This is a genomic window from Paractinoplanes rishiriensis, assembly GCF_016862375.1.
Classification (GTDB): Bacteria; Actinomycetota; Actinomycetes; order Mycobacteriales; family Micromonosporaceae; genus Actinoplanes; species Actinoplanes rishiriensis.
Map to the genome: position 1 here is coordinate 30546 of NZ_BOMV01000087.1, position 17156 is coordinate 47701.

Annotated in this window: 20 protein-coding genes; 7 read left to right on the forward strand and 13 right to left on the reverse strand. The window is 70.5% G+C overall.

Annotation, left to right across the window (positions count from 1 at the left end):
• From Ari01nite_RS40130 to Ari01nite_RS40160, 8 genes are all read right to left on the reverse strand, one after another.
• On the reverse strand, positions 1-462 hold the full coding sequence (locus Ari01nite_RS40130; protein ID WP_203788556.1) for a hydrogenase maturation protease: 462 nt from the start codon (positions 460-462) through the stop codon (positions 1-3).
• Positions 459-581 (reverse strand): DUF6893 family small protein, encoded by a 123-nt coding sequence (locus Ari01nite_RS51120; RefSeq protein WP_275410919.1) that lies wholly within the window; start codon positions 579-581, stop codon positions 459-461. Before Ari01nite_RS51120 ends, Ari01nite_RS40130 begins: the two co-directional genes overlap by 4 nt.
• Complete coding sequence (locus tag Ari01nite_RS40135) at positions 575-1756, reverse strand: hypothetical protein (RefSeq protein WP_203788558.1); 1182 nt, start codon at positions 1754-1756, stop codon at positions 575-577. Before Ari01nite_RS40135 ends, Ari01nite_RS51120 begins: the two co-directional genes overlap by 7 nt.
• Positions 1753-2394, reverse strand: a complete 642-nt coding sequence (locus tag Ari01nite_RS40140) for a DUF6084 family protein (RefSeq protein WP_203788560.1) — start codon at positions 2392-2394, stop codon at positions 1753-1755. Before Ari01nite_RS40140 ends, Ari01nite_RS40135 begins: the two co-directional genes overlap by 4 nt.
• 85 nt (positions 2395-2479) lie before the next feature.
• Positions 2480-3064 carry a DUF5947 family protein gene (locus Ari01nite_RS40145; RefSeq protein WP_203788562.1) on the reverse strand — a complete coding sequence of 195 codons (585 nt, stop codon included), beginning with the start codon at positions 3062-3064 and terminating at the stop codon, positions 2480-2482.
• Entirely contained in the window at positions 3061-3519 is a 459-nt protein-coding gene (locus Ari01nite_RS40150) for a NifU-related iron-sulfur-binding protein (RefSeq protein ID WP_203788564.1), read from the reverse strand. Before Ari01nite_RS40150 ends, Ari01nite_RS40145 begins: the two co-directional genes overlap by 4 nt.
• Positions 3520-3522: 3 nt before the next feature.
• Positions 3523-5277 carry a nickel-dependent hydrogenase large subunit gene (locus tag Ari01nite_RS40155; RefSeq protein WP_203788566.1) on the reverse strand — a complete coding sequence of 585 codons (1755 nt, stop codon included), beginning with the start codon at positions 5275-5277 and terminating at the stop codon, positions 3523-3525.
• Positions 5274-6269, reverse strand: coding sequence for an NADH-quinone oxidoreductase subunit B family protein (locus Ari01nite_RS40160; protein WP_239163427.1), 996 nt, complete (start codon positions 6267-6269; stop codon positions 5274-5276). Before Ari01nite_RS40160 ends, Ari01nite_RS40155 begins: the two co-directional genes overlap by 4 nt.
• Positions 6270-6452: 183 nt before the next feature.
• Between Ari01nite_RS40160 and hypA the strand changes: the two genes are divergently transcribed.
• Both hypA and hypB read left to right on the forward strand, forming a co-directional pair.
• On the forward strand, positions 6453-6782 hold the full coding sequence (hypA, locus tag Ari01nite_RS40165) for a hydrogenase maturation nickel metallochaperone HypA (protein ID WP_203788570.1): 330 nt from the start codon (positions 6453-6455) through the stop codon (positions 6780-6782).
• Positions 6783-6822: 40 nt separating this feature from the next.
• Complete coding sequence (gene hypB, locus Ari01nite_RS40170; protein WP_239163428.1) at positions 6823-7458, forward strand: hydrogenase nickel incorporation protein HypB; 636 nt, start codon at positions 6823-6825, stop codon at positions 7456-7458.
• On the opposite strand, the gene Ari01nite_RS40175 is transcribed toward hypB, so the two are convergent.
• The 3 genes from Ari01nite_RS40175 to Ari01nite_RS40185 form a co-directional block, all read right to left on the reverse strand.
• The gene (locus Ari01nite_RS40175; RefSeq protein WP_203788574.1) at positions 7451-7963 is read right to left on the reverse strand and encodes a hypothetical protein; all 513 of its coding nucleotides are present in this window, start codon (positions 7961-7963) and stop codon (positions 7451-7453) included. The genes hypB and Ari01nite_RS40175 overlap by 8 nt on opposite strands.
• A 256-nt stretch (positions 7964-8219) precedes the next feature.
• Entirely contained in the window at positions 8220-8684 is a 465-nt protein-coding gene (locus Ari01nite_RS40180; RefSeq protein WP_203788576.1) for a NifU-related iron-sulfur-binding protein, read from the reverse strand.
• Entirely contained in the window at positions 8681-9676 is a 996-nt protein-coding gene (locus tag Ari01nite_RS40185; protein WP_203788578.1) for an NADH-quinone oxidoreductase subunit B family protein, read from the reverse strand. Before Ari01nite_RS40185 ends, Ari01nite_RS40180 begins: the two co-directional genes overlap by 4 nt.
• 118 nt (positions 9677-9794) lie before the next feature.
• On the opposite strand from Ari01nite_RS40185, the gene Ari01nite_RS40190 reads away from it, so the two are divergent.
• The 4 genes from Ari01nite_RS40190 to Ari01nite_RS40205 all read left to right on the forward strand — a co-directional run bounded on the left by Ari01nite_RS40190 (position 9795) and on the right by Ari01nite_RS40205 (position 14252).
• Positions 9795-10310, forward strand: a complete 516-nt coding sequence (locus tag Ari01nite_RS40190; RefSeq protein ID WP_203788580.1) for a helix-turn-helix domain-containing protein — start codon at positions 9795-9797, stop codon at positions 10308-10310.
• A gap of 49 nt (positions 10311-10359) precedes the next feature.
• Positions 10360-11541 (forward strand): type III PLP-dependent enzyme, encoded by a 1182-nt coding sequence (locus Ari01nite_RS40195; RefSeq protein ID WP_203788582.1) that lies wholly within the window; start codon positions 10360-10362, stop codon positions 11539-11541.
• A 51-nt stretch (positions 11542-11592) separates the two neighbouring features.
• Positions 11593-12975: a hypothetical protein gene (locus tag Ari01nite_RS40200; protein WP_203788584.1), complete on the forward strand. Its 1383-nt coding sequence runs from the start codon at positions 11593-11595 to the stop codon at positions 12973-12975.
• A 218-nt stretch (positions 12976-13193) separates the two neighbouring features.
• Positions 13194-14252 carry a glycoside hydrolase family 43 protein gene (locus Ari01nite_RS40205; RefSeq protein WP_203788586.1) on the forward strand — a complete coding sequence of 353 codons (1059 nt, stop codon included), beginning with the start codon at positions 13194-13196 and terminating at the stop codon, positions 14250-14252.
• Here Ari01nite_RS40205 and Ari01nite_RS40210 read toward each other — a convergent pair.
• Positions 14236-15246, reverse strand: a complete 1011-nt coding sequence (locus Ari01nite_RS40210; RefSeq protein WP_203788588.1) for a helix-turn-helix domain-containing protein — start codon at positions 15244-15246, stop codon at positions 14236-14238. The genes Ari01nite_RS40205 and Ari01nite_RS40210 overlap by 17 nt on opposite strands.
• Before the next feature lie 228 nt (positions 15247-15474).
• Between Ari01nite_RS40210 and Ari01nite_RS40215 the strand changes: the two genes are divergently transcribed.
• Positions 15475-16077, forward strand: a complete 603-nt coding sequence (locus Ari01nite_RS40215; RefSeq protein ID WP_203788590.1) for a hypothetical protein — start codon at positions 15475-15477, stop codon at positions 16075-16077.
• Between the two features lie 321 nt (positions 16078-16398).
• Here the strand turns inward: Ari01nite_RS40215 and Ari01nite_RS40220 are convergent, their stop codons facing one another.
• The gene (locus Ari01nite_RS40220; RefSeq protein WP_203788592.1) at positions 16399-17136 is read right to left on the reverse strand and encodes a TetR/AcrR family transcriptional regulator; all 738 of its coding nucleotides are present in this window, start codon (positions 17134-17136) and stop codon (positions 16399-16401) included.
• Positions 17137-17156 lie beyond the last annotated feature (20 nt).

Here is a 17156-nt window from a genome sequence, read left to right on the forward strand (position 1 = left end):
TCAGGACCTCCCGGTGATCAGTAGCGTGCGAACCTCGTCCACCGCGGCAGGGACGGCGGCGGCCACCGGCGGGCTCAGCCCGATTCCTTCGGCGACGGTGGCGACGCGGCAGCCCACGAGGTAGGTCGGCGGCAGCGTCCCGCCGAGGCGGGAAAGGCCGCCGAGGACCGCGGCCGGGTTCATGCCGTGCGCGTCGAACTCGCCGGGACCGAGGTCGTCCGGTCCGATCTCGAGCACCACGATCTCGCCCGGCGCCTCGCCGCCGGGCAGGGCGTCCACCAGGATCAGGCGGTCGTAGCCGTCGAGCAGGTCGTAGGCCAGGTGCATGCCGCGGATCCCGTAGTCGACCACCCGAACACCGGGCGGCACCGGCCCGGCCACCAGGTGCCGGACCACCTCCGGCCCGAAGCCGTCGTCGCCGAGGAAGAGGTTGCCGATGCCGGCCACCAGGGTCTTGTTCACATTGCTCGGATCTTCAGGTAGCGCTGGATGTCCGGGATCGACTCGATCAGCAGGGCGGCGGCGTAGGCCGTGGCGGCGGCAACGGCGATGGTGGTGGCGGCACCGATGAGTTTCAGCATGGGTCGAGCTCCTCGGGGGCGAAATAGAGGTATCGGCCGTACCAGTCGTGCAGGTCGGCGGCGGGGTCGTCGACCAGGACCACGGCCACGTGGGTGGCGCCGTCCAGATCGGACAGCACCGCGGTGACCCGGGCGATCTGGCCGGCATAGAAGATGTCCTGCGCGTCGGCCCGCCGGGTCGGCTGCACGCGGACCAGGCTGCCCTTGGCCACCCGGACCCCGTTGATCAGCACGGACTCGGCGCCGGGCTCCGTGCTGGGCTCGGTGCCGGGCTCGCGCCAGGTGCCGTGCAGGCTCTCCAGGTCGGCCGGCGTGAGGTTGTCGCAGCGGTCGACGATCGTGGCGGCGCGCGGATCGGTGGCCCGGGCCTCGGCCTTCTCGTCGTCGGTCATGGTCATCACGCGCAGCGTCAGGATCTCGTCGATCTCGGTGGAGTCGAACAGCGCGCCGGGGCTCTCCGCTGCCACCTGCGGGTGGTCGTACAGGATGATCGGCGCGCCGAGCAGCACGGTGTCCGACCCGGCCAGCACCGGCCAGCACCGGCGCTGCCGGCACCGCGCGGCGGCGGCGACGGCGTGGTCCGGCGGATCCTGCACCGAGACGAAGGTGGCGTCGTGCGCCTCCAGCAGCAGGTGCGCGCCGAGCAATGAGTGCCGGACCGCCTCCTCCTTGCTGGCCACCGGCCCGGCGTGCTCGTTGGTCACCGCCACGGTGAGCCGCACCAGGTCAGCGTCGGCCTCGGCCGCGGTGTGCAGGACGGCGGTGAGCGGCCAGCGCCGCCGCACTATTTGCGCGTCACCGCTGGAAATATCGAAAATGTCTGATGAGACTCCGCCCGGCACCGAGACCGGGAAGTCGGCCGTACCGGTCAGCGGCACCAGCGGAACCGTGATCTCGTGTTCCACCGCCTCGTCCCAGGAAAGCGCCGAGGTGCGCGCCTGCAACTGGAGAAATCGGAGGTGAACGGTCACCGCCGCGCTGGTGCCGGGCGCCACGAGGCACTGCATCGAGAGGTCGGGCGGCTCGGCGAAGGCGCCCTCGCCGGCCACCGGCGGGCCCAGCACGCCGAACTGCCAGCGGGACCGGTTTTTGGCCGCGCTCGCCCGGTAGGGATACAGCAGGTATCCCTCGTAGAGCACCGCGTCGGCCACCTGCCGGGCCGCCTCCAGGCTCACGACGGCGGCCGGTCCGCGGCGGCCAGCAGCCGCTGCATCGTCTCGTCCCAGCTGATCAGGTCGTGCCGGGCCCGGAACGCGGCCAGGTCGGCCAGCACGTCCGAGCCGATCCGCAACCAGCCGGAGTTCGGGAAGTAGGCGGCGATCATCTCGCGCCACACGGTGACCGGCAGCCGGTGTCGCGCCTCGCAGGCCCACGGCACCTGTTCCACCTCGAATCCGCTGGTCCCGCGGGTGAAGATGGTGCCGGAGAACAGGAAGTCGAGCGGCACTTCGCCGGCGTCCAACGCGTGCAGATAGCGGGTGCCGATCACATCGAGGTCGTACGTGCACGGCAGCGCGAGATCGGTCTCGGTTTCCCCGGTGAAACCCTGCACGGTCGTGTTGGCCTGCATCCACTGGAACGGCTTGAGCGTGTCGCCCCAGCGGGCCCGCTCGCCGAACAGGCCGCGCAGCCCGTCCTCCTCGCCGGCGTCGTAGCGGCGCCGCTGCGGTTCGATCCGCACCTGGCAGCGCAGCGCGATGGCGTGCACCCGGCGGCCGGTGGTCTCCTTGATCCGCAGTCGCGCGGTCAGCTGCGGGGCCACCGCGTAGGGCTCGGCGACAACATCAAGGACGGAGAAGGCGTACGAGGTCATGACTGAGCCTCCTTAGTCATGCCCTTCTGGCCCTCGCCTGCGAGGCCGTCCGCAAGCGCGGCTGGGTGCCGCTCGGTGCAGGCGGTCATGACGTGCGCTCCCGGAGCCGGTCGAAGAAGGCGTCGATCACCTCGTGCGCCTCGCGGCCGCCGTCGAAGCCGCGCCACACCGTGCGCAGCCGGCCGACCAGTTCGTAGCAGACGTCGATCGGCACCAGGTAGCTCGGTGCGCCGCGCCGGATGAGCAGCGCCTCGACGTCGGGGCGCAGCGTGGCCAGCGCCGGGTGGGCCGCCGTGGGCAGGTCCAGTTCGGACTCGGTGGCCCCGGCCGGGCCGGGATAGCAGGCAACGATCCGGTCCAGCGCCGAGTTGCGGAACAGGAACGCCAGACCCACCGGGATCGGGAGGTCGTCGAGCACCGGCTCGGTGAGGGCCACGTACCGGTCCGGGACCGCTCGGTACCGCAGATGGGCGCCGTCGTCGGTGAACAACAGGTAGCAGGGCCGGCAGGCGCACATCAGCCGCCGGGTCTCGAGGTCGACCAGGTGCGAGTGGCCGCCGTCCGATCCCCCCGAGGCCAGCGGCGTGGCGCACATGTCGCAGCGCTCGGCCGGCGGCTCGGGGCGGCTGCGGGCGATCCGTCGGAGTGTGGACAGGGGCGAGTCGGTCATGTCGGCTCGGCCACCCGGCTGAACAGGGCCGACACCGGGATCAGCGCCGGCCGGGTGGACACCTCGACCGCGGTGATCTCGGGTGCGGCCGCCGTGACGAGGTCTTCGAGGCCGGCCGGCGGCTGCCCGTGCGCGACCCGCAGCCGGCACACGCCCCGGTCGGTCACCTCGACCAGTTCGACCCCGGTGCGGGCCAGGGCCGCGGCTATCCGGGTGCCGGCGTCGTCCGGGTGCAGGCCGTGCACCAGTAGCAACGCCGACACCAGCTCGTCGGCGGCCACCGCGGCCAGCACCTCGTCGGTGAGCGCGCCGGCCTCGTGCAGCACGTCGAGCAGCCGTTCCAGGCCGGCGCCGTACAGGTCGGTGACCTCGCGGACGAGATCCTCCCGGCCGGCCGGGTCGGCGGCGATCAGCGCGTCGATGCGGGCGCCCGCGGCCCGCCAGTCGTCGCCCACGGATCACTCGCCACCGGCGGACTGGGTGGGGGAGTGCAGCAACTGAAGCTTCTTGCCGCCACCCAGGTACATGTGCACGCCACACGGCAGGCACGGGTCGAAGCTGCGCACCGTACGCATGATGTCGATGCCTTTGAAGTGCTCCCGGTCGTTCTCCTCGAAGATGGGCTGACCCTGGACGGCGTCCTCATACGGACCCGGGGTGCCGTAGCTGTCCCGGGGATTCGCGTTCCACGGCGTCGGCGGGTACGGGTGGTAGTTCGCGATCTTCCCGTCCCGGATCACCATGTGGTGCGACAGGACGCCGCGGACCGCCTCGGTGAAGCCGCAGCCGATGCCCTCGTCCGGCACCTCGAACGGCTCCCAGGTCTTGGTGCGCCCGGCCCGGATCTCGGCCAGTGCTTTCTCGGCGAAATGCAGAGCACAACCGGCGGCGTACGCCTGGAAGTAGGTGCGCGCCCGGTTCCGCTCGATGGTGTTGCTCCAGCGCGGGATCTTCCACTCCAGCTCGACCGGGCCCTTGAGCGCGGTCTTCGGCAGATTGATCTTGACTGAGCTGCCGGTGGACTGCACGTAGCCGATGTCGACCAGGCCGGCCAGCGCGGTCGACCAGAGCCGGGCCAGCGGCCCGCCGCCGGTGTCCAGCGCCAGGTAGTCCTTGCCGTCGTACCAGCGCGGCGACATCACCCAGCTGTACCGGCCGTCCAGGTCGCGCTTCTGCGGCCGCGGGTTGGTGTGCTGGTTCCACGGGTGCCGGCGGTCGACCGGGTTGCCGAGCGGGTCGTGCGTCACGAACATCTCCTGGTCGGTCCAGTCCTCGTAGTAGGACGAGCCGAGCAGGATGCGGATACCGAGGTTGATCTCGACGAGGTCGGTGGTGATCAGCTTGCCGTCCACCACGATGCCCGGGGTCACATACATCCGGCGGCCCCAGTCGGTCATGTCCGCGTACTTGAAATTGCAGTGCTCCGGGTCCTGGAAGGAGCCCCAGCAGCCGAGCAGGACGCGCCGGTTGCCGACCTGCTCGTAGCCGGGAAGCGCCTGATAGAAGAAGTCGAACAGGTCGTCGTGCATCGGCACGACCTTCTTCATGAACTCCACGTAGCGCATCAGCCGGGTCAGGTAGTCGGTCATCAGCTGGATGGTGGCGACGGTGCCGACCCCGCCCGGATAGAGCGTGGACGGGTGCACGTGGCGCCCCTCCATGAGGCAGAACATCTCCCGGGTCATCCGGCTGACCTGCAGCGCCTCGCGGTAGAACTCGCCGGTGAACGGGTTGAGCGAGCGCATGATGTCGCCGATGGTGCGGTAACCGTGCGCACCGGCCTGCGGTGCCTCGGTGCGGTTGGCCTGCTCCAGCACCCCGGGGTTGGTCTCGCCGACCATCTTTTCGCAGTAGTCCACCCCGACCAGGTTCTCCTGGAAGATGTTGTGGTCGAACATGTACTCGGCGGCCTCGCCGAGGTTGACGATCCACTCGCCCAGGTGCGGCGGCTTGACCCCGTACGCCATGTTCTGCGCGTAACAGGAACAGGTGGCGTGGTTGTCGCCGCAGATGCCGCAGATCCGGCTCGTGATGAAGTGCGCGTCCCGCGGGTCCTTGCCCTTCATGAAGATCGAGTACCCGCGGAAGATCGAGCTGGTGCTGTGGCACTCGGCCACCGTCTTGTTGGCAAAGTCAATCTTGGTGTAGATGCCGAGGCTCCCGACGATCCGGGTGATCGGGTCCCAGGCCATCTCCACGAGTTCGGTGGTCATCGGCTCAACAGCTCCTTCGCCGGCCGGCGCCACTTGGGCTCCTGGTCGAGGGTGTGCGTGGTGATGGCGCGCAGGCGTTTGATGGTCTTGCCGTACCAGCCGATCGCGGTGGTGGACAGGTGGCCGCCGGGCGGCTCGTCCATGAACGGCATGAACTTGTCCGGGAAGCCGGGCATGGTGCAGCCGATGCAGATGCCGCCCACGTTGGGGCAGCCGCCTACGCCGTTGATCCAGCCGCGTTTCGGCACGTTGCACTTGACCACCGGACCCCAGCAGCCCAGTTTCACGATGCATTCGGGGGTGCCGTACGCGGTCGCGAAGTCGGCCTGCTCGTAGTAGCCGGCCCGGTCACAGCCCTCGTGCACGGTCGTGCCGAACAGCCAGGTGGGCCGCAGCTTGTCGTCCAGCGGGATCATCGGCGCCTGGTCGGTGGCTTGGTAGAGCAGGTAGGTCAGCGTCTCGGAGAGGTTGTCCGGCTGGATCGGGCAGCCCGGCACGCACACGATCGGGATGCCGGCCTTCGAGGTCCACTCCCAGCCCAGGTAGTCCGGGACGCCCATGGCACCGGTCGGGTTGCCGGCCATCGCGTGGATGCCGCCGTACGTCGCGCAGGTGCCGACCGCGACCACGGCCGTCGCCTTGGGGGTCAGCCGGTCCAGCCACTCGCTGGTGGTCATCGGCTGCCCGGTGGCCGGGTTGTTGCCGAAGCCGCACCAGTACCCGCCGTCGTGCAGCAGCTCGTTCGGGATCGACCCCTCGACGACCAGCACGAACGGCTCCAGCTCGCCGCGGTCGGCCTTCCAGAACCACTCCAGGAAGTCGTCCGCGCCGCCGGTGGGCCCGCACTCGAAGTCGATCAGCGGCCAGTGCATGGCGATCCGCGGCAGGCCGGGCAGGGCGCCGAGCGCGATTTCCTCGACGCTCGGCTGGGTGGCCGCGGTGAGGGCGACGGAGTCACCGTCGCAGCTCAGTCCGGCATTGATCCATAACACATGGATGAGCGGCTCTGACGTCTCTGTCGGCATGGACGGACCCATCTGGAGGGGGTCGACGTACGGCCCGTACGTGTGAGGCAGGTAACAGACTAGACCTGCGGCGTGTAACAATGTCAATCCGTTCGGTTAATGCCTACCTGACCGGGCGACCATGCCTTGCGCCCTCGGAACGGGGCCGATATGCACGAGTTGGCGATCGCGGAGAGCATCGTGGACGCGGTCTGCGAACGGGCCGCGGGACGCACCGTGCACCGGGTGACCGTCCGCATAGGAGCGTTGACCGCGGTGGTTCCCGAGGCCATGCATTTCTGTTTCGAGCTGGCCGTCGAGGGCACGGTGGCAGACGGCGCCGCGCTGGCGATCGAGCAGCGGCCCGGCCGGGCGCGCTGCCGCGACTGCGGGGCCGAGGTCACGCTGGTCGACCTCATCCTGCTGTGCCCGTGCGGCAGCGCCGACCTGGCCGTCACCGCCGGTCGCGAACTCCAAATCGTCTCGATGGAGGTGGGTTGACCAAATGTGCGGTACGTGCGGCTGCGGCCATGATCACGAGGTGGTCACCCTCGAACAGAAGGTGCTCGCCAAGAACGACGACCTGGCCGCGGCCAACCGCGCCTGGCTCGCCGAGCGCAGGATTCGTACGGTCAATCTGATGAGCTCGCCCGGTGCGGGCAAGACCACACTGCTCGAACGCACCATCCGCGACGCCGGTGACGCCCGGCCGGTCGCGGTGGTCGAGGGCGATCAGGAGACCCGGTTGGACGCCGAGCGCATCCGCCGCACCGGCTGCCCGGTGGTGCAGGTCAACACGGGGGCCGGCTGCCACTTGGACGCGGCCATGTTGCGGACCGCGCTGGATCGGCTCGACCCGGCCGACGGCTGCCTGCTGTTCGTCGAAAACGTGGGGAACCTGGTCTGCCCGGCGTTGTTCGACCTGGGGGAGGATGCCAAAGCGGTGATCTTTTCGGTCACCGAGGGCACCGACAAGCCGTTGAAATACCCGTACATGTTCGCTGCTGCCGATCTGATCGTGGTGAACAAGCTGGATCTGTTGCCGTACGTCGATTTCGACCTCGACGCCTGCCGCGAGCACGTCGCCTCGGTCAACCCGAAGGCCGAGGTGGTGGCGGTCTCCGCCACCCGGGGGGACAACCTCGGCTCCTGGTACGACTGGCTGGCCATCAGCTGACGCTGGGTTCTGGTGCGCGCTGCCACACCTGGTGCAGTTCGGCGCCATCGCTGGTCTGCAACACCCGCAGCACCCGGTCGGCCCGCAGGTAACTGGCGATCTCCGCGGTGACGTCGTGCAGCGCGTTGGCCGGGGTCACCACCACCGGCAGGTGACCGTCGTCGAGCAGGTGCTCCACCGTGGCGGCGTCCCGCAGCAGCCGGCCGTGGCGATGGCGGACCGGCACCGGGACCACTTCGCACCCGGGCAGGCAGCGCCGCAGTTCGGCCATCAGCGGGTGTTGCCGCGCCTGGCCGTGCGAGCCGAAGACCACCAGCAACTCGTCGTCGGCGGCCTCCGCGGCCAGGCGGGACACCACCCGCTCGGGGTGCCAGCCGGCGTCGCCCTCGCGGATCGCGGCCACCGTCACGGTCGTCCGCGCCTGCTCGGCCCACCAACTCGCCTCGGGCTCACGGATGATCAGCGGTACGTGGCGCCGACCGGAGGCGCCCCATCGGTTATCCATGGGTTCGGCCGTGAGTGTCCGCCGCGCTGTGAATCGTTGCCAGAGCAAGGCCGTTCACCTCGATGAGTTGTGGGGACCGGGGACCTCAGGCTGCATGACGGCTTCCGGACGGCACCAGACCCCAAGCCTGTCCGCACACATGTGGTCGGCGGGAAAGCCTGGAGCGGGTGGCAAACGTGCTGTTCAGCGGGGGTGAGTGGACACAACTGTCCGGTGCGTGGGCGATTCGGTAGAGCTTGCGGGCGACGGGCACCAGTCAACTGGCGGAGTGACCGAGCCCGGGACGCAGCGAGATGCGCAGCAGCGGCGGCGCGGTCGCCACGTCCACGCTGGACACCTCGGGCGCGGCCGCGCGGACCCGGCTCTCGACGTCGCGCACCGCGCACCGCGAACCCGTCGCGCGCAGCCGCACCCGGCCGGCATCGTCGACGCCGAGCAGGTCGACCCCGGTGCCGGCCAGCACCGCGCGGATCCGGTCGGCGGCCGGCACCGGATGCAGGTCGTGCACCAGCAGCAGGCTCGACACCAGCGGGTCGGCGCACAACTCGGTGAGCCGTTCGGTGCCGAGCAGCCCGGCGATCCGGGCCAGGCCGTCCCCGTACAGCTGCACCAGGTGCCGGGTGAGTTCCTCGCCGGCCGCCGCGGCGCGCGGGTCGGGGCTGTCGTGCAACTCGGTCAGCAGCCGCTCGATGTGCCGGCCGGTCTCCTCGGCGCTGGTCATCGCGCCGACTCGGAGGTCACCCGCAGCGTGAAGCCGCGCAGGGTGCGGATCAGCGGCGCGTACCCGGCGTCGGCCGGCGCGGCCCCGGCCGGCTCCTCCATGAACGGCATGAACTTGTCCGGGAAGCCGGGCATGGTGCACGCGATGCAGATGCCGCCCACGTTGGGACAGCCGCCGACCCCGTTGATCCAGCCGCGCTTGGCCACGTTGCAGCGCACCACCTGGCCCCAGCAGCCCACCTTGACCAGGCAGTTCGTCGAGCCGTAGCCGGTCGCGAAGTCGCTCTGGTCATAGAAGGAGGCCCGGTCGCAGCCGGAGTGCACGGTCGTCTCGAACAGCCAGCGCGGCCGTAGCGACTCGTCCAGCGCGATCTCCGGCGCCTGGCCGGACACCTGGTAGAGCAGGTGCAGGATGGTCTCGGCCAGATTGTCCGGGTGGGTGGGGCAGCCCGGCACGCAGACGATCGGCAGCCCGGCCTTGGACTTCCAATCCCACCCCAGATAATCCGGTACGCCCATGGCGCCGGTCGGATTGCCGGCCATCGCGTGCACGCCGCCGTACGCCGCACAGGTGCCGACCGCCATGATCGCGGTGGCCTTGGGCGCCAACCGGTCGAGCCACTCGGTCGCGGTGATCGGCTGCCCGGTCGCGGGGTCGTTGCCGAAACCGCTCCAGTAGCCCGCCGGCTTGTTGGTCTCGTCCGGCACCGAGCCCTCGACGATCAGGATGAACGGGTCGAGCTCGCCCCGGGCGGCCCGGTGCCACCACTCGATGAAGCTGTCCCCGCCCTGGTCCGGGCCGCTGTTGAAGTCGAAGTAGGGCCAGTGCAGGTCGATCGGGGGCAGACCCGGCAGGGCGCCCGCGACGATCTCCTCGATGCTCGGCTGGGTGGCCGCGGTGAGTGCTACCGACTCACCGTCGCAGCTCAGCCCGCCGTTCATCCAGAGGATGTGCAGCACCTGCTCACCGTCGTCCGCGGGCGGGACGTTCACCGGTCGTCTCCATCCGATCTCGGCTTGTTCGGCCGTGTCGATCGATGCGATGCTATCGGCCGCGGGCTGGCACGGTCGTCACCCGATCGGGTGCGGTCGGTAATCGTAAGCTCACCTCATGCCGGAGAACATCGAGATCCTGCCGCTCGAGGTGGTTGCGCAGGCCTTCCCCGCGCGGCCGGCTGCGCTCCCCGACGTCCGCGACTTCGTCCGCCGCCAGTTGACCGGCACTCCGGTGTCCGACGAGGACGTGCGGGTCCTCTGTGAACGGGTGGCCGACGTGCTGCTGGACGCCGCCGGTGCGGCCGGCACCATCCAGGTCTCACTGCGGATCTTTCCGGACTCGGCCGAGGTGGACGTGCTGTTCGCGCCCGATGTTCCGGCGATCCGCCCGGCGACCGCCGCCAAGGCTGCCGATCCGGTCCCGGCGCCCGCACCCCGCCCGGCCGTGCCGCAGTCGTTCTCGAACTGGCTCGCGGCGCGGCTGCGCCAGGAGGGACTCACCCTGGAGGCCGCGGCCCGCCGGCTGGACGTGTCGACCAAGACGGTGAGCCGCTGGGTGGCCGGCACCACCGAGCCGCGACTGCGCGATCTCTACCGCATCCGGGAGACATTCGGGGAGCCGTTCCACTGAGGGTGGAAGTACGCTGAGTGCTCGGCCGACTACGCGAGGACATCGAGCCATGACAGTGACCGCCGCCGCAGCCCCCCGACCGGCGCCGTCGGATGCCCTGGACCAGACCCCCTATCTCGTCGTCGACGTCGCGGTGGCCGCGGCACAATACCGACGGATCGCCCGCGCCTTCGCCGGCACCCGGGCCTACTACGCGGTCAAGGCCAACCCCGAGCCGCCGCTGCTCCGGGCACTGGTGGCAGCCGGCGCGCACTTCGACGTAGCCAGCACCGCCGAGATCGACCTGTGCCTGGCGGCCGGTGCCAGGCCCGATCAGCTGTCCTACGGCAACACCATCAAAAAAGCAGGAGATATCGCGTACGCGTACGCCCGTGGTGTCAGGTTTTTTGCCTTTGACAGTCTGGGCGAAGTGGACAAGCTGGCCCGGTACGCGCCCGGAGCAACGGTGCTGTGCCGGCTGCTCGCCTCCAGCACGGGCGCCCGGTGGCCGTTGAGCCGCAAGTTCGGCTGCGCCCCGGATCTGGCCCTCGACCTGCTCGGCTACGCCCGTTCGCAGCAACTCGACCCGGCCGGCGTCTGCTTCCACGTCGGCTCGCAGCAACTCGACCCGGACCGCTGGGAACCGAGCATCGCCACCGCCGCCGAACTGTTCCGGCGAGCCGGTGACCTGCCGCTGCGGTACCTGAACGTGGGTGGCGGCTTCCCGGTCGACTACCGGGTGGCGGCCCGCCCGATCGAAGACTTCGCGTTCGCCGTGCACGCCGCGGTCGACCGGCACTTCGGCGCCGACCGGCCGGAAATGATGATCGAGCCGGGCCGCTACATAGCGGCACCGGCCGGCGTGCTGCACACCGAGGTGGTGCTGGTCGCCCGCAAGTCCTATGCCGACGATCACCGCTGGGTCTATCTGGACGTGGGCCGCTTCGGCGGCCTGGCCGAGACCGAGGACGAGGCGATCCAATACCGCCTCAGCACACCGCACGACGGCGCCCCCGCCGCGCCGGTGATCCTGGCCGGACCCACCTGCGACAGCGTGGACATCCTCTACCAGCACACCCGATACTCGCTGCCGCTGGCGCTCCAGTCCGGCGACGTGATCCAGATCCACGGCGCCGGCGCGTACACGGCCACGTATTCATCGGTCGGCTTCAACGGCATTCCCCCACTGCGCACCGTCTGCGTCCCTTCTGGCGGATCTGGCGCCATGTCAAATGCGGACGTCCGGAAATGATTAGGTTGCGCTCCCGCTGGGTAGGCGTCCGCCAGCCCAGGGGGAGCGGACATGAGCGTCTTCAACCGCCAGCAACAGCGGCAGGGCAAGATCCCGGCCGCGCGAGTGTTCTGCCCGGACAGCCTCGACCGGTCCTTCCTCGAAGTGGCCGCCCCGGACCGTGACGGCACCAGCGGCCACCGGGTACCAGTGCTGGGACGCCGCAGTGAGTTGCCGCCCTACCTGCGCGGACAGGTGCTGGCGAACGAGGCCGCCGCCGAGGCGGTGCCGGCCGAGGCGGCCGACAAGATCGACGCCGGGGCGGTGGCCAGGTGGATCACCGCGCAGTACCCCGACGACAAGTACGCCGCGGTGGTGCTCGGCTCACCGCACGGCGGCGCGGCCCACCTGGCCGCCACGCTGGGTGCGGCCTGGTTGCCCACCGGCTTTCCGGTCACGCTGCGCTGGCCGGGCGGCTCGACCGGGGACTGGCCGGCCGCCATGGACTGGGGCGCCGGGCTGGCGAGCCTGATCGCGGCCGGCAACCCCGGGGTCAGCGTGCGCCAGGTGCACGACCCGGTCCGGCGCGGCCCGCTGTGCGGGACCACCGTCACCTTGCGCTTGCGGTGGCGTGTGCTGCCTTTCGCGTACGCGGAATTCCTGCGCACCCGGTTGCAGCCGGGCGGCACGTCGCTGCTGCTCCGGGACATGCGCACCTGGCCGGTGCTGGAGGCCGGCCCCGACTTCGGCTTCCAGGTGGGCAGCCCCACGACCGGCTGGACAGCCGACGACTACGGTCCGGACCGCCCGGCGTTCCGCCGCCTGCTGGACGGCCTCGGCGCCGACCAATGGTCCGGTTCGTTCCGGGACGCGCCATCCCAGTACGCCGAGACGGCCGGCGACCCGGCCCTGGACCCGCAACTGCGCGACCTGGCCGAGCAAACCGGCTGCCGCACGTACCGCGTCCTCTACAAAAGCCCCGAGATGTTCAGCGCCGGCCTGGCCGACGCGTTCCGCGCCTACCTGGACGGCGGCGAGGGCTGCCTGGTCGAATGCGGCCGCCTGCTGGATCCGTCCGGCTCCCTGCGCCGCCGCCTGATCCCGTACTGGTGCGAGTCGGCGTCCGAGCGAGCCTTCACCGGCGCCGAGTGGTGGCTGGCCGGCAGCGAACCCTTCGACGACATGACGGTCCTCCCCGAGCCGCCCGGCACCGACGGCGGGGTCCACGCCACGCTGCGCCAGTGGCGCTCGCTGGCGAGTTTCGCAGCCCGCAACGGCCGCCTCGACCGGGTGGTCGCCGGCCACTACCCGCTGCTGCCGCTACCCACCCGCCAGGCCGCCCGAGCGGTAGCCGAAGCAGCCGAAACCCGCCCCACCCCACCCCGCCTGACCATGCCCACCCTGATCGATTCCCTGCGGTCCGACGCCGCAGCCCTGGGTTTGCTGGTCGGCTGACCTCATCCGGCCAGCTCGCCGCACGCCCGCGCTCGTCGTTGCCCGATCGCGCAGGGGCGTGGGGTGAACGACGTTCGTCGATTGACACCCGGGTTGGCGGGCGGAAACGCTGGGCAGGCGGTCGGGCCGCATCCCCAGGACGCCTCCGGCGTGGTCCCGCCGGGCGCCATCCCCCGTACGCCGGCGTCGAAGTTGGGGGCAGACGTGGGAATGTGACCATGAAGAAGCTCAGCCTTGTGGCGGGGGCGCTTGCCCTCGTGATCGCCGGTGGTCTCGGCGTCGTGTTTGCCGGTGCGGCCGGCGCGGGACAGACCGGCCTGCGGGCCGCCGATCCCAGCGTGTTGCGGGTCGGGGCCACCTACGTCTCGGTGCAGTCGATGAACGGTGGGCTTGCCGTCCGGCAGGCTTCGTCGCCGGATGGGCTCGCGGGTGCGGCCGCCCGGCAGGTCTGGTCGGACACCCGGGGGCGCGGAGAGGTGTGGGCGCCCGAGATTGTGATGGACGATGGGCGTTACTACATCTACTTCGCCGCGGGAGTGGGGGCGGCGCATCGGATGTTCGTGATCAGTTCGGCCGTTGCGGACAGTGGGTACACAGCCGAGACGCAACTGGCGCTTCCGGACAACAAGTGGGCCATCGACGGGACGCTGTTCACGTTCGGCGGGCAGCGGTGGTTCGTCTGGTCGGGGTGGGCCGGTGACACCAACGTCGAGCAGAACATCTACCTCGCGCGGATGAGCAACCCGACCACGCCCACCGGGCCGCGCTACGTCATCTCGCAGCCCCGGGAGAGCTGGGAGCGGGTGGTCGGCAACCCGTTCATCAACGAGGGGCCCGAGCCGATCCGGGACCCGAACGGGCAACTGCACATCGTGTACTCGGCGAACGGCAGTTGGAGCGACCAGTACTGCCTCGCCGACCTGCGGCTGCGGGCCGGTGGGGACCCCACGTACGTCTGGGACTGGTACAAGTCGAACGGGTGCCTGTTCGGGTCGAACCGGGCGACCATGATGGCCGGCTGGGATCCGACGCTGGCCGCGAACGGGCCGGGGCACCACACCTTCGTGCTGCTGCACGGCGACATCGCCACCAGTCCGCCGGCCGGGCCGCGGTTCCCGCTGATGTACCACGCGGTGGCCAAGGGCACGCCGTACTCGTGGGCGAACCGGTTCTGGTACACCGGCACCTTCTGCTGGTGGGGCAACACCACCTACCGCCGGGCCAACGTGCCGGGTGCCACCTCGGACACCGGGTTCAGCCTCAAGTTCTTCGAGTGACCTCGACGGCGAGGGCTCGGAAGGCGCGCGGGCTCATCCCGTACGCCTGCCGGAAAAGACGGCTGAAATGCGCCGCGCTCTCGAAACCCCACCGGCGGCCGATGCTGGCCACCGCGACCTCCGCCAGCCGCGGGTTGGCGAGGTCGCGGCGGCAGGCCTCGAGGCGGCGCTGCCGGATCCAGCCGGTCACGGTGAGGCCCTGCGCGGCGAACTGGCTCTGCAGGGTGCGCAGCGAGACGTGATGCGCCCCGGCCACGGTGTGCGGGGACAGCATCGGGTCGGCCAGATGTTCGCTGATGAATGCCTGGCTCTGCGCGAGCAGCGCCTGGCCGTGCGCCTCGGCCGGCAGCCCGGCACCGTCGAACTCGCCGGTCAGCCAGACCGCCAGCAGGTCGAGGACGGTGGTGGCCAGCCGCGCGCCGTCGGCCGGACCGTAGCGCTCGGCGTCGCGGGCCAGCCGGGTCGCGAAACTGTGCACCAGCGAGCCGAGCGGGCTGGTGCCGTCCAGCCGCACACCGGTGGCCGCCCGCATGATGCGCGGGTCGACGCTCAGCAGCGAGCGCGGAAAGGTCAGCATCGCGTACCGGTGCACGTTCTCGCGGCCGGGAATGCGGCCGGGTAGGTAGTGCACGCGGAACGGCCGGGAGCTGTCGAAGACCGCGAGACCCCGGCGGGCCAGCGCCGCCTCCCGGCCGTCCTGGGTCATCAGGTCGGATCCGGTGAGATGCACCATGATGCGGTAGATCTCCGGATCGGACCGCTTGATCATCCGAGGGGTGCGGTCGACCAGCGCGCCACCGTCGACGACGTGGGTGACCTGCGCAACCGACACCGCGCCGAGGACGGCCGCCTCGAGCCGGTTGGCGCGGACCCGGGCGGACGGACCGGCCAGCTCGAACTCGAGCGGCACCGGCAGCGCAGCCAGCGCCTCCCGGGTGTGGTCCAGCCGGTCAGCGGGCGCGACCGTGGTCGAATCCAGCACCAGGGGAGCCACGAAACCCATGGTAGCGACCGGTGCGGCGTGCGCCGACGGACAAGTGGTCTGCGCCGGCAGGCAACCCTGATCCGGCCCGATGTCGGAGCATCGTCGGTGCGGCGGTCGTCATGGGGGCGGCCGCCGTCCACAGGGGTGGGTCCGGTGCGGCCAACGGGGGACCCGCTGTGGACGCTTGCAGGAAAATTGGGGTCCCCGCCGATCTTCCGTATCCGGCATGATCCATGGGTGGACGCGGATTGGAGCCGGTGGCGGCAGGAGATCTTCGGAGACCCGTACCTGGTCTGGCATGACGGCCCGGACTTCTCCGCCATGCTGGCGGCCGCCCGGTATGACCCCGCCCACGTGGCCCGGATGCTACGGGCTGGCCTGGACGCCGGGGATTCGCTGGCCGCGCAGGCGTTCGCCCAGCTGGCCGAGGAGGGCCTGGCGCCGGCCGACACCGTCGATCTGCTGCGCCGCGCGGCCGTGCCGGCGGACGGTGAGTTGCTGATCCGCATCGCCGAGGCGCTGTACGTGCTGACCGCCGACCCGTCCTGGTCCGGCCACATCGTCCGGGTGCTGCGCGACGGCGACTCGGAGTTCGTCCGGCTCGACGCGGCCATCGCGCTGGCCAACTTCCCGCCCTCGCCGGCCCTGGTCACCGCGCTGGCCGAGGCGGTCAACGACACCGCCTACCTGGTCCGCTACCACTCCGCCACCACCTTGATCAAATACGCCGGCGGGATGAGCCGGTTCGGCGACGGCCCGGCCCTGTTCGCCAAGATCACGAGCGAGGACCCGGCGCAGTGGCGGCTGGCCGCCGACGAGCTGGCCGCCCACGTGCGGTAAAAGCGGGTTCGACTCTCCGCGTTGCCACTTTGCACGATGCCCGCACCCGGCATCGGCTCGAACGGCTTCGACTCGTCCCGACTTTGTGGATTTGCTGTCCCGCGGCGTGAGCCTTGTTGGCGATCGTGGGGATTGGTGCTCGCTCGTGAGGCTTTCTGCGTGGATCGGGGGTTTGCACGGACCACCATCCCGCCCTTGTCGTCCCGTGATGCAGCAGCCCGCCGAACATCGCGCCCCCACCACACCAAGAAGAAGACTCTCGTTGCCGGAATTCGACAAGATCGGTGAAGGTGGGCCGGCCCCGGTGTCGTGGCAACGGGCTTATTGGCGACTGATCAGGGCCTCTACGCCGTCCAGCAGCAAGGTTAGGCCGAAGGTGAAGTCGGCGTCGTCGATCCACTGGTCGTTGCGGCCGAAACCGTTGGCTTGCACCGCGGCGGTCAGGGCCGGGTAGCCGTTCGGGTCCAGCACCTCGGTCAGCACGGCGCTGTAGCCCGCCATCCCGGCCATCGGATCGTCGCCGGTGGACGCGGTGGTGGTGGTCAGCGCGTGTGCCAGGGTCGCCTGCTGGGCTGCGTACCCGGTCAGGGTTGTCACGATGTTGATTTTCTCTCCGGGGTCGAGACCGGTGTCGTCGAGGGCGGCCAGCGCGCGGTCGAGCCAGCGCAGTGATCGTGGGCCGGCCGGTGGGGAGTGCTGCCCGAGGGAAAGTAGCCAGGGTCGGCTCAGCAGGTAGTTGCGGTTCGCCGTGGTCCAGTCGGTCAGGTACGGGCGCCAGGCGCGCCCGTCGAGCGGTGGCGGTTCCGGTGCGGCGGCGTCGGCCATGACGATCAGCAGGTCGTCCTTGCTGCCGGCGTAGCGGTAGAGCGACATGGTGGCCACCCCGACCTCGGCCGCGACGCTCGCCATGGTCACCCCGTCGAGGCCGTCCCGGTCGGCGATCCGGATCGCGGCCTCGACGATGCGGGGCAGGTCCAGGCTGGGCCGCGGGCCGCGTCTCGGGAGCTCCTCGCGGCCCCACATGCGGGCTATCACGGCAGGTAACGGGGTTTCCGGCACGGCGGAATCTCCTTGCTACA